This is a genomic window from Rathayibacter sp. PhB152 (assembly GCF_003751395.1).
Lineage (GTDB): Bacteria > Actinomycetota > Actinomycetes > Actinomycetales > Microbacteriaceae > Rathayibacter > Rathayibacter festucae.
Map to the genome: position 1 here is coordinate 184292 of NZ_RJUT01000006.1, position 12440 is coordinate 196731.

Here is a 12440-nt window from a genome sequence, read left to right on the forward strand (position 1 = left end):
CCACAGGGAACGACGGACGCGATCCGGGTGAACAACGGATGTGACAATGTTTCACATCCTCTGTTCACCCTCACGTCAAGGAGCGCCATGACCCCGCGACACAGTTCCCCCAGATCCACCTCCGGCCGCCGTCACACCGCACGAGCCCTCGACATGACGGTCTCGGCAGCGCTGTCCCTCGTCCTCCTCGGCGGCGCCGCGACCGCCGCGCACGCCGACGAGGCGTCGCCCGGGACGGCGACCGTCACCGTGCACACTGCGACCCCGTCGCCCGCGCCCGTCCCGGTCCAGCACCCCGGCGTCAACGCACGCCTCGTCGGCACCCTCGACAAGAAGGACGGCGAACCCGCCAGCACCAGCACCACGATCACCTGGCACATCGAGGCCACCAACACCGGCGACGTCACCCTCAAGGACTTGAACGGCAGCCACACCGACCTCGCTCCCGGCGAGACCACCACCCACCTCTTCTGGCAGACCAAGCTCACCCAGGAAGAGATCAACGCCCACACCGCCACCTTCGCCGCCAACCTCTCCGCCACCACCCCCGACGGCACCCCCTACAACTCCCCCACCCTCCACGGCTCCCTCGCCCTCCCCGTCGAGCACCCCGGCGTCAGCGCACGCCTCGTCGGCACCCTCGACAAGAAGGACGGCGAACCCGCCACCACCAGCACCACGATCACCTGGCACATCGAGGCCACCAACACCGGCGACGTCACCCTCAACAACCTCAACGGCACCGACACCGACCTCGCCCCCGGCCAGACCGCCACCAACGGCTACTGGCAGACCAAGCTCACCCAGGAGGAGATCGACGCCGGCACCGCCACCTTCGCCGCTACCCTCTCCGCCACCACCCCCGACGGCACCCCCTACAACTCCCGAACCATCACTGGATCCCTCACCCTCCCGGTCCAGCACCCCGGCATCGACGGGCACTTCACCGGCGTCCTCGACACGAAGGACGGTGAACCCGTCACCGCCGGCACCTGGATCACCTGGACCGCCGAGCTCGCCAACACGGGCGACATCGAGCTGAGCACCATCGACGGCATCGACGTGGCTCTCGCCCCCGGCGAGACCACCGACCACTTCTCCTGGAGGAGCCAGGTCACCCAGGCCGACCTCGACGCCGGCACCGTCAGCGTCAGCAGGACCTACGACGCCACCACCGTCGCCGGCACCCGCTACACCTCCGGCGCCGTCACCGGCACTCTGACCCTGCCCGCTCCCGCCGAGCGCCCAGGCCTCTCCGGAGAGTTCGAGGGCCACCTCGAACTCAAGAACGGCGAAGCCGTCAAGGTCGGCACCCGGATCACCTGGATCGCCTACCCCGTGAACAGCGGCGACGTCGAACTCCGCAACGTCAACGACACGAGCATGGCCCTCGCCCCCGGCCAGCCCGCGCCCTACTACCAGGTCCGAGCCGAGGTCACCCAGGCCGACCTCGACGCCGGGAGCATCACCTTCAGCCGCACCTTCTCCGGCACCACCCCCCTCGGCACCCGCTACTCCACCCCCTTCACCGGCACCCTCACCCTGCCGACGGGACCGGCAGCGGGCTGACACGAGCCCTGGAGGCGAGGGCCGCTGACGACGAGACCGTTCGGCGGCAGCGGCCCCGCCTCGGCCGGGAGCATGCCTGCGTAGCATCGAGGCATGACGCGCTCACTGCCGAGAAGCACCCCCTCCGCCCACGCCCTCGACGCCGGTGGCGTCCTCGACCTGCTCGACGCGATCGAGGCCGCTCCCGGCGTCGAGCTGCACGGCCTGATGGTCGTGCACGCCGGGGCCGTGGTCGCCGAGGGGTGGTGGGCGCCGTACTCGGCCGAGCGGCTGCACCTGCTCTACTCGCTGAGCAAGAGCTTCACGGCCGCGGCGGTCGGCCTCGCGGTGGGCGAGGGCCTCGTCGACCTCGATGCGACCGTCCTCTCCTTCTTCCCGGAGCTGGACGCCGAGATCACGGATCCGCGGTCACGGGCGATCCGCGTCCGCGACGTCCTCGCGATGGCGAGCGGTCACTCCGCCGAGACCATCGATCGGGCGCGCGAGCTCGATCCCGTGGACATGGTCCGCGGCTTCCTGCTGCTGCCGCCGGAGCAGGAGCCGGGCAGCGTCTTCGCCTACAACCAGCCCTGCACCTTCGCCGCCGCCGCCATCGTGCAGCGCGTGAGCGGCCTGCCGCTGACCGAGTACCTCCGCCCGCGCCTGCTCGACCCCCTGGGGATCGGCGAGGTCGCCTGGATCCGCGACGCCTCGGATCGCGAGATCGGCTACAGCGGGATGCACACGACGACGGAGGCGGCCGCCGCCCTCGGGCAGCTCTACCTCCAGGACGGGCGCTGGGGTGACGCGACGATCCTCTCGCCGGAGTGGGTCGCCGAGGCGTCGACCGCCCACGTCGCCACTCCCCCGGCCGACTCCCCCGACTGGGAGCAGGGCTACGGCTTCCAGTTCTGGCGCTCGCTGCACGGCTACCGGGCCGACGGCGCCTACGGGCAGTTCAGCCTGATCCTGCCCGAGCACGACCTCGTCGTCGCGATCACCGGGCAGAGCACCGATACGGGCGCACTCCTCGCCGCGGTCTGGGAGCACCTGCTGCCGGCGGTCGGCCGCGGCTCGACCGTCGAGGCCGACGCGCGACTGCTCGAGCGCCTCGGCTCGCTCGGGCTCGCGCCGCTCCCCGCGCTGCCCACGGCTCCCGAGCCCGGGCGCTTCTCGCCCGCGGCCGGGTCGGCGATCCGCTCGCTGACCGCGCTGGATATCGCGGTCGACGGCGCCGGCTGGACCCTCGCGCTGATCGAGGGCGAGGAGCGGCTGCTGCTGGCCCCCGGCTCCGGCGAGTGGACCGTCACCGACGCGTTCGCGGCGAGCGCCGGCTCCGGCGAGGGCGGGGCCCTCCTGGTCGACGTGATCTTCCTCGAGACGCCGCACCGCCTGCACCTCGCGATCGACCCCACCGCCGGCACCTTCGCGGCGCACTGGGAGACGGAGCCCCTGCACGACGGCCCGCTCGCGCAGCTGCGCGCCCCGCGCTCCCTGCTGGTCGAGTAGCCCCGCAGGGGCGTATCGGGCGGCGAAGCCGCTTCGCGTCGCAGTGGTGAGGGAAAGGGACGCGGCTGCGCCGCGTCATGCTGGTCGAGTAGCGCCGCAGGGGCGTATCGAGACCCGCCGCGCTCAGCAGCCCCGGCCTGCAGACCCGACTCCTGACGGTGGTGGATCTACTTGGAAGAGACACCCGCAGACATGCTGGTCGAGTAGCCCCGCCAGGGGCGTATCGAGACCCACCACCGTATGCACGTCGGCCTCTTCCCCGCCCAGCGATGGCGCCGGAGGCGCCCCCTCCGCTCGATACGCCCGCTCCGCGGGCTACTCGATCAGCATGTACTTCCACCCTCCGGCGGAGTGACCCTCGGAACGCATCTCATGCTGGTCGAGTAGCCCCGCAGGGGCGTATCGAGACCCACGATCCTCAGCAGGCCGGGCCTGCAGACCCGACTCCGAACGGTGGTGGATCTCGATACGCCCGCTCCGCGGGCTACTCGATCAGCATGAAGTCCCCACCGCTTGGTCGGCGGACCTCGGGACGCACGCCGCATGCTGGCCGAGTAGCCCCGCAGGGGCGTCTCGAGACCCACGTCCACCAGCGGAGCAGCACGGACCCCTCGCCAAGTGTTGACGTCGCCATGTACGGTCGAGAAGCGGTGTTTGCGTGAACATCGGTCCGGCGTGCAAAGGAGCACAGCATGAGTCCTCGACAGCGATCCGTGGCGGCGGGAGTGGCGGCCCTCCTCGCGGCCGTCCTCCTCGGAGCGGGAGCGTCCCCCGCGGCGGCCGCCCCCTCCGGCGTGGTCACCGACCCGAACGACGGAGTCCCGCGGACGAGTCCGCCGCCCGTCTACACCGACTACCCCGCGATCCAGGACCCGGGCCGCGCCGCCGCCGACTACTTCCAGCCCTCCTGGTACGACACCGACGGGCGCCACATCCAGGCGCACGGCGGCCAGATCGTCACCACGCAGGAGAACGGCCAGGAGGTGCAGTACTGGTACGGCGAGGACCGCACCAAGGGCTACTGGAGCAGCCCCGGCGTCGCCGTCTACCGCTCGACCGACGGCCACAACTGGGAGAACAAGGGAGTCGCGCTGCGCAGCGTCGCCACTCCCGACGACCTGAAGTCCCCCTACTTCGACGCCCTCTACGACACCGTCGACGACGCCGGCCAGCCGCGTGCCGACCGCATCGCCGAGCTCGACTACCACCTCGACACCACGCAGGCCTCGCCGAACACCGCGATCTTCGAGCGGCCCAAGGTGCTCTTCAACGAGAAGACCGGCAAGTGGGTCATGTGGTGGCACTCCGACGGCCGGATCACCCCCGGCGGCAGCACCTACGCCCGGTCGATGGCGGGAGTCGCCACCTCCGACAGCCCGACCGGTCCCTTCACGATGCAGGGCGTCTACCGGCTCTACAACCGGTCGAACTATCAGGCCTGCACCACCTCCGCGGTCCCCGGCCAGGCGCGCGACATGACCGTCTTCCAGGACGAGGACGGCACCGCGTACATCTCCTACTCCTCCGAGGAGAACTACTCCCTCTACATCGCGAAGCTCGACGCCGACTACACCAACGTCGAGCGCACGACCACGACGGACACCCTCGACGCCGGCCAGTACTCGGCCGACGGCACCTACCCCTACGTCTTCGCCGACGGGAAGGCCGGAGCGCCGGTCCGCGGCACCGACTTCCAGATCGTGAAGGAGTGCGGCCACCTCGAGGCGCCCGCGATCTTCGCGAACGGCGGGAAGTACTACACGATCGCGTCCGGAGCGACCGGCTGGGCGCCCAACCCGCAGACCTACTACACGGCCGACTCGATCCTCGGCTCGTGGATCCGCGGAGTGGAGAAGGGCGACGTCAACGAGAACGTCGCCTACAACGCGATCCCCGAGGGCGGCGACGGACTCCTCTCCGTCGGCGACACCCGGAAGACCACCTTCGGCTCGCAATCGACCAACGTGCTGACGCTCGCGCCCGGGAAGTACGTCTACATGGGCGACCGCTGGGCCGACGGCGAGTCCAACTCGAACTACGTCTGGCTGCCGATGACCATCGGCGAGAACGGCCGCCTCGAGATGCGCAACCCCGCCGTCGAGGACCCGGCGCGCTGGGCCGCGGGCTGGAACGAGTCCTACTGGGACGACAAGGGCGTCGGAGCCGGCACCTGGTCGGTCGTCGACGACCGCCTCCCCGACGCGGTGCGCCGGAACGCCGACGTCGCCGCCGTCCTGCCCGCCACGGTCTCGGTGAAGACCGGCACCGCCACCCGCGACGTCGCGGTCACCTGGGCGCCCACCGGCCCCGCGCTCCTCGGCACGCTGACGGTGACGGGCACGCTCGCCGCCGACTCCGAGTTCGCGCGCGGCCGCACCTTCACCCGCACGATCGAGGTCGCGGAGCCCGGGATCGCGAATCTCGCGCCCGGCGCCTCGCTGACGGTCTCGAGCCGCGCCGACCTCGCGCCGACGCTGATCGACGGGAACGTGAAGGCGAAGGGCTGGGACGACTGGACCGGCACCGGCTATCCCCGCGACAGCCGGCTCGCCTTCTCCTGGAGCAGCCCGCAGAACCTCGACTCGGTGACCGTGCACGCCTTCAAGGACGGCGCGACGGCGACCTGGCCCTCGCGCATCGAGGTCGAGTACCAGGTGAACGGCGCCTGGACCATGAGCACCGTCGCCGCGACCCTCTCGCAGGCCGCGACCGACGCCGCGCCGACGGTCGCTCTCGACCTGTCCTCGCTGCCGGACACCACCGGCCTCCGCCTGCACCTGACGAGCGCCGCGAACACCTGGCAGTCGATCGCCGAGGTGCAGATCTGGGGCACTGCGCCGCCGGTGAACGTTTGCCGGGTGAAGGGCGCCGCCGTCTCGGCGTCGTTCAGCCAGACCAAGTGGGCGACCCTGCCCGCCGGCAACGCCTGCGACGGGAACGTCGCGACGGCGTGGTCGACCTGGACCGATCAGGCCTTCGCCGGCAGTGCGGACTTCACGCTGACGAACACGGTGGCGCACCGCGTCGCCGGGCTGTCGTTCACGAACACCGAGGGCACGCTGGCCTCGGTGAGCATCGCCTACCGCGGCACCGACGGCGTCTGGCGACCGACGTCCGCGCAGAACGTCGCTCCGGCAGCGAACGGCGCGCTGACGACGGTCCCCTTCGCCGCGGTCGACGCCACGGGGCTGAAGCTCAGCTTCTCGACGCCGAACTCGTACCTGAAGATCACCGAGATCGTCGTGCCCGAGGCGGCCGCTCCCGCTCTGAAGGTCCCGGCCGTCGTGTCCTCGCGCTGCATCGCCGGCAAGGCGGTGCTGTCGGTGACGGCGACCAACGGCGAGACCGCCCCGATCGGCGTCACCGTCTCGTCCGCGTACGGGCAGAAGGCCTTCGCGAGCGTCGCGGCCGGCGCGAACGCCAGCCACAGCTGGACCACCCGCCAGGCGTCGATGCCGTCCGGCGAGGTCACCGTGACCGCGACGTCCGGCCCGTCCACCCTCGAGCAGAAGGTGAGCTACCCGGCCCGCACCTGCTGACGGCCCGGATCTCGATACGCCCGCTCCGCGGGCTACTCGATCAGCATGAACTGCCGCCCTCGCTTGCTGAGCCGCAGCCCACGCGCATGCTGGTCGAGCAGCCGCGCAGCGGCGCCTGTCATGCTGGTCGAGTAGCCCCGCAGGGGCGTATCGAGACCCACCGCCCTCAACAGGGCGGGTCTGCAGACTCGCCTTCTGACGGTGGTGGATCTCGATACGCCCGCTCCGCGGGCTACTCGATCAGCATGGACCGCGCAGCCCTCGCCTGCCGAGCCGCAGCCCCTCCTCTGCATGCTGGTCGAGTAGCCGCGGCACGCGGCGCATCGAGACCCACCCACCGGCTGCACCCGGAAGCGGGGTCTCCCCCGCCGTCCCCGCACTGATAGGAATCTCGAGTCGGCGCACCGCCGCGTCCGGCAGAACGGGAACCTCAGTGATCCGCACCACCCGCGCCGTCTTCGCGACCGCGGTCCCCACCGCCGCCCTCGCGCTGACCGTCCTCCTCGCCTCGGCGGCTCTCGCTCCGGAGGCGGTCACCGCACCGGAGAGCACGTCGACCTCCGCGCCCGTCCCCGTCCCGGCGGCGACCGCCTTCCCGACGGCGCTGCCGTGGCCGTCGTCCGCCACGCGCAGCGGCCGCGACTCCGACACGGACGCGGCGACCGCCTGCTGCACCGTCCCGCCGGCCGAGAGCACCGCCGCCCCCGCCACCCCCGTGGAGGACGACGACCCGGAGGGCTCCTCCGACGGCGCCACCCCCACCGCGATTCCCGCGCCCCAGGACCCCGAGCGCCTCCCCGAGCGGCAGGACGCCGGCGGCGTCGACGTCGGCGTCAGCATCGACCCGCCGACCGCCCCCGGAGCCCTGTCGATGACCGTCGCCGACTCGGTCGCCACCCTCGTCGAGTCCGGCTCCACCCCCCTGCGCCGGCAGTTCCTCGGCGCCCTGCCCACCGTCACGGTCACCGACACCCGCGACCCCGCGCAGAGTCCGGCTGCCTCCGGCTGGTACGTCCTCGGCACCGCGAGCGACTTCACCGGAGCGAGCGGCGCCTCGATCGGCGCGGCGCACCTCGGCTGGACCCCGGAGCTCGCCGGCTCCGGCGGCGCGGTCTCCGCCGGCCCCCGCGTCTCCGGCGTCCTCGACGGCGGCTCGGGCGTGCGCGACGCGGTGCTCGTCGGCGCCGACGACGACTCCCCCGCGGAGGCGGGGTCCTGGTCCGCGACCGCGGACCTGATGCTCGCCACCGAGCCGACCGTCGCCGCGGGCGCCTACCGCTCGACGCTCACCCTCTCGCTCTTCGAGTGAGGCCCGCGCAAGTCCCGCAAGCCGCAGGACGACGCGCGCTCAGTCCTGCGCGACCGCGACCGTGACGACGAGCGCCGAGTGCACCACCGGCTCCGAGACCGCGAGGTAGCCCTCCGCGCCCTCGATCCACGCCTCCGTCGCGCCCTCGCGGGTGCGGAAGAGCACCGCGTCCCCGCTCGAGGATCCGCGGCCGTCGGCCTTGGTCACGGCCCGGGTCCGCAGCTCCTGCAGCACCTGGTCCGCGCTCGCGCTCCCCGACGCGATCCGCTCGCGCACCGCACGGGTCCGGGCGGCGGCGATGCCGATCCCGCGACCGGTGGCCAGCGCGGCGACGACGGCGCCGTCGCAGTGGGCGATGCTGATCCGCATCCGCTCGAGCGCCGGGTGGTCGCCGCCGAGCACCGGGCGCCCGTGCGGCCCGCCGCACTGCTCGCAGCGCGCGTCGACGCGGACGTCGAGCGGATCGATACCGAGCGTCTCGGCGGCGAGCTCGCGGACGAGCACCCGGCCGAGGAGGAAGCCGTCGCGCGCCTCACGGCGGCCGGTGGCCTCGTAGCGCAGGCGCTCGGCGAGGGTGAGCAGCCGGAGCATCCGGTGCCGGGCGGAGTCGAGCACCTCGGGGCGCGCCCAGCGCAGCTGGACGTCGTCGGTGGCGAGAAGAGGGAGACCGGTCATGCGCCGCACGGTACGCCGCGCAGGCGACATCGGCGTGACGGGCCGGTGGCCGGGCGGCGTCCGGGCGGACACAGCCGGGGAGCATCCGCGTCGTCTTGAATGGGGCGGGTGCAGACGTTCCTCCCCGTCCCCGATCTCCGCGCGACCGCCCGCGCCCTCGACAGCAAGCGGCTCGGGAAGCAGCGGATCGAGACGCTGCAGATCATGCGCGCGCTCACCGTGCCCGGCTACGGCTGGCAGCACCACCCCGCCGTGCGGATGTGGCGCGGCTACCGGCCGGCGGTGATGGCGTACAAGCGCGAGACCTGCGACGCCTGGACCGACCGCGGCTACGCCGACATCTGCCTCGAGAAGACCGAGGCGGCCCTGGCGCTCGACCCCGAGGACGCCGCGCGCTACCGGGCCGGCGAGATCGAGCTGCCGCCCTGGTTCGGCCGCGACGACGTGCACCTCTCGCACCGCTCGAAGCTGGTGGAGAAGGACCCGGAGCACTACGCGCCGCTCTTCCCGGACACCCTGCCCGGGCTCGACTACGTCTGGCCGGTCACCGGCTGACGACCCGACGCAGGGGCCCGATCCGGACGTCCGCCGACGCTCGAGCGGGGCACGGAGTGCGCTTCGCCCGCGCACAGGCCCTTTTCAGGCCCCGGACCGGCCCTTCGTCATTCCGGGGTCTCGGGTTAGTCTGTCGGGGTTGACCCGGCGCAGATGGGCGTCCGGGGCGTCGGCGGCGGCCGTCGCGATGATCGGGGGTGACCCGAAGGAGAAGGTTTGGCGTCCGACAGCAGGACAACCGGTGGCGTGATCAAGGCGGTCGTGGGCTTCCTCGGCATGAGTGTCGTGGCAGGAGTCCTCGTGACCGCCACCGTCACTCCTGCCGTGGCGATCGCCGGCGTCGCCGCGAACCAGTCCATCGGAGTGTTCGACGGTCTCCCCGAGTACCTCGAGGTCGACAAGCTCTCCGAGAAGAGCAACATCTACGCGACCCGCGCCGACGGCTCCCCGCAGCTGCTCGCCTCCTTCTACGTCGAGAACCGCATCGAGGTCCCGCTGGACCAGATCTCGCAGTTCGCCAAGGACGCCGCCGTCTCCGGCGAGGACCCCCGCTTCTACGAGCACGGCGGAGTCGACCTCCCCGGCACCCTGCGCGCCGTCGCGCAGACCTACGTCCTCGGCAACGACACTCAGGGCGGCTCCTCCATCACCCAGCAGTACGTGAAGAACGTGCTGGTCGAGAAGGCCGTCCGCAACATCACCGACGAGGCCGAGCGCGCCGCCGCCATCGACGCCGCGACGCGCACCTCCCCCGAGCGCAAGCTCCGCGAGATGAAGCTCGCGATCGGCCTCGAGAAGGAGTACTCGAAGGACCAGATCCTCCAGGGCTACCTGAACATCGCCTTCTTCGGCGGCACCACCTACGGCATCGAGACCGCCGCCAACTACTACTACAACACCACCGCCGCGAACCTCACCGTCGCCCAGGCCGCCAGCCTCATCGCGATCGTGAACAACCCGGCCGTGCTCCGCCTCGACCAGCCGGACAACCCCGACAACGGCGCCGCGAACGGCTACCTGCGCAACAAGGACCGCCGCGACTACATCATCGGCAAGATGCTGGAGGAGGGGAAGATCTCGCAGGAGGATCACGACGCCGCCATCGCGTCGCCGATCGAGCCGCAGATCACCGAGCCGAGCACCGGCTGCTCCACCGCCGGCGACGCGGGCTACTTCTGCGACTACGTCACGAACATCCTCAAGAACGACCCGGTGTTCGGCGACGACGAGGACACCCGCTGGACGAACTTCCGCCGCGGCGGCCTCGACGTCTACACGACGCTCGACGTCGACCTGCAGAACGCGGCCGTCGCCGCCGTCAACGCGCAGGTCCCGCAGACCTGGAACTTCGATGTCGGAGCGGTCTCCGTCAGCGTCGAGGTCGGCTCCGGCCGCGTCCTCGCGATGACGCAGAACAAGAAGTACTCGCAGGACCCGGACGTCCTCGCGGCCGACCCCTCCTACAGCGCCATCAACCTCAGCACCGACCGCGCCTACGGCGGCTCCTCGGGCATCCAGCCCGGCTCCACCTACAAGCTCTTCACCCTGGTGGAGTGGCTGAAGGAGGGGCACAGCATCAACGAGTCCGTGGACGGGACCCGGAAGCCCATCTGGGGGTCCTTCGAAGATTCTTGCGCGCCCGGGGGCACGAACTACGTCGCCTCGACCAGCGCCAAGAACGACGAGGGCGGGAACGGCCAGATCGGCACCGCCGTCGACTTCACCCGGACCTCCCTCAACACCGGCTTCGTCGGCATGGCCCGCGAACTCGACCTCTGTGCGATCCGCAACACGGCGGTCGACATGGGCGTCAAGCAGGGCAGCGGCGAGGAGCTCGAGCACAACCCCGGCTCCGTGCTAGGGACGAACGACGTCTCCCCGCTCTCGATGGCTGGCGCCTTCGCCACCATCGCCTCCGGCGGATCGACGTGCGACTCGATCGCGATCGACAAGATCGTCGATGCGACCGGCGCCGAGCAGCCTGTCCCTGCAGCGAACTGCCGCCAGTCGATCGACCGCAACGTCGCCGCGACGGCGGCGATCGCCCTGCAGTCGACGTTCTCCGGTAACGGCACCGCCTACCAGTCGCGAACCGGCGACGGCATCCCGCTGATCGGCAAGACCGGGACGACCGATGACGCGAAAGCGACCTGGATGACCGGCGCGAGCACCCGTGTTGCAACCGCGGTCGGCGTCTTCAACATCAAGGGCGACGCGAACCTCCGCCTCGGACGCTATTCGTTCGACACCGGCTCCGCCGCGACCGCCCGGCACCGGATCTGGCCCGTCGTGATGCGCGCAGCCGATGCCCGCTACGGCGGCACGGCGTTCCCCGAGGCCGACGGCTCGCTGCAGGTCGTGCCGCGAGTCAACGTCCCCGACGTGACCGGCCTGTCGGTCGGCGACGCCCGGGCGAAGCTCGAGTCGGCCGGCTTCAGCGTGAGCGAGGGGGCCGCCGAGGCGAACTCGGCCGCGTCCGGCACGGTCGTCCGCCAGAGCCCCTCCGGCACCGCGACCCGCGGCACCACGGTGACGATCATCCCGAGTTCGGGCCCGGCACCCGCTCCCGCTCCGACCGCGGAACCCGCCGCTCCGGCCGCCCCCGCGGCCGGTCAGCAGACGGTGCCGAACGTGGTGGGTCAGGACCTCGAGACCGCCAAGGCCGCGTTCGCCTCGGCCGGCTTCTCCAAGATCACCCTGTCCTGCACCGAGAACGGCAACGCCCCCGACGCCGGCCAGGTCACCGGCCAGGACCCCGCCGGCGGCACCGGCGTCTCCCCCGACGCCACCCTCCGCGTCGCCATCACCGCGAAGAAGTGCCCGTAGCCCTCAGCTCCGGCACGTGAATCCGCCTCCGGCTCGCAGGACCCCCCGGTTCCCGCGAGCCGGAGCCGTTTCCGCGTGCCCGAGGCCGAGCCCGAGGCCGAGCCGAACGATCGACCCGCCCCCGCCTGCATGCTGGTCGAGCAGCCCCGCAGGGGCGTATCGAGACCCACCGTCCCCAGCACGCCAGGTCTGCAGACTTCTGCAGCTAGCTCTCGTACCAGCGACGCGGTCCACGTGGGCCGTTCAACCGGTTGGGGTCCAAATGGCCTCGTTTGAAAGTCCTCGCTCGGTCGAGGTGAGCTTGCACGACACCCAAAAGGGGAGGTTTCCTCATACCTTCCTCGACGGTAGATTTTTTCTCACCTTTCGGCGACTAGAAGCAGGTCGAAGCTGAGACTTTGGGGGTCTGAACGATGCGAAACAAATTCCGAGCGAGCGCGAAAGCGACGAACCCAGCTCCGAGAACGTTTGTTACAGCT

7 protein-coding genes are annotated in these 12440 nt (G+C 71.4%); 6 read left to right on the plus strand and 1 reads right to left on the minus strand.

The features are described 5' to 3' along the window. Positions 1-153: 153 nt before the first annotated feature. The 4 genes from EDF36_RS15250 to EDF36_RS15265 all read left to right on the plus strand — a co-directional run bounded on the left by EDF36_RS15250 (position 154) and on the right by EDF36_RS15265 (position 7905). Positions 154-1569 (plus strand): hypothetical protein, encoded by a 1416-nt coding sequence (locus EDF36_RS15250; RefSeq protein ID WP_123733653.1) that lies wholly within the window; start codon positions 154-156, stop codon positions 1567-1569. 93 nt (positions 1570-1662) lie between these two features. Next, positions 1663-3057, plus strand: coding sequence for a serine hydrolase (locus tag EDF36_RS15255; protein WP_123733654.1), 1395 nt, complete (start codon positions 1663-1665; stop codon positions 3055-3057). 692 nt (positions 3058-3749) lie between these two features. Further along, positions 3750-6596, plus strand: coding sequence for a glycoside hydrolase family 43 protein (locus EDF36_RS15260; RefSeq protein ID WP_123733655.1), 2847 nt, complete (start codon positions 3750-3752; stop codon positions 6594-6596). A 433-nt stretch (positions 6597-7029) separates the two neighbouring features. Further along, a complete protein-coding gene (locus tag EDF36_RS15265) occupies positions 7030-7905 on the plus strand; it encodes a hypothetical protein (protein WP_123733656.1) in 876 nt (291 codons plus the stop codon). Between the two features lie 39 nt (positions 7906-7944). On the opposite strand, the gene EDF36_RS15270 is transcribed toward EDF36_RS15265, so the two are convergent. Beyond that, on the minus strand, positions 7945-8580 hold the full coding sequence (locus tag EDF36_RS15270) for a 4'-phosphopantetheinyl transferase superfamily protein (protein WP_123733657.1): 636 nt from the start codon (positions 8578-8580) through the stop codon (positions 7945-7947). Between the two features lie 99 nt (positions 8581-8679). On the opposite strand from EDF36_RS15270, the gene EDF36_RS15275 reads away from it, so the two are divergent. Further along, entirely contained in the window at positions 8680-9135 is a 456-nt protein-coding gene (locus EDF36_RS15275; RefSeq protein ID WP_221181671.1) for an MSMEG_6728 family protein, read from the plus strand. 216 nt (positions 9136-9351) lie between these two features. Then, a complete protein-coding gene (locus tag EDF36_RS15280; RefSeq protein WP_148060056.1) occupies positions 9352-11961 on the plus strand; it encodes a transglycosylase domain-containing protein in 2610 nt (869 codons plus the stop codon). Positions 11962-12440: the final 479 nt, after the last annotated feature.

Excerpts from the sequence above, each read along its gene's own strand:
- EDF36_RS15255 (WP_123733654.1), top strand. The coding sequence starts at position 1,663 with ATGACGCGCTCACTGCCGAGAAGCACCCCCTCCGCCCACGCCCTCGAC.
- EDF36_RS15270 (WP_123733657.1), bottom strand. The coding sequence starts at position 8,580 with ATGACCGGTCTCCCTCTTCTCGCCACCGACGACGTCCAGCTGCGCTGG.
- EDF36_RS15260 (WP_123733655.1), top strand. The coding sequence starts at position 3,750 with ATGAGTCCTCGACAGCGATCCGTGGCGGCGGGAGTGGCGGCCCTCCTC.
- EDF36_RS15275 (WP_221181671.1), top strand. The coding sequence starts at position 8,680 with ATGGGGCGGGTGCAGACGTTCCTCCCCGTCCCCGATCTCCGCGCGACC.
- EDF36_RS15250 (WP_123733653.1), top strand. The coding sequence starts at position 154 with ATGACGGTCTCGGCAGCGCTGTCCCTCGTCCTCCTCGGCGGCGCCGCG.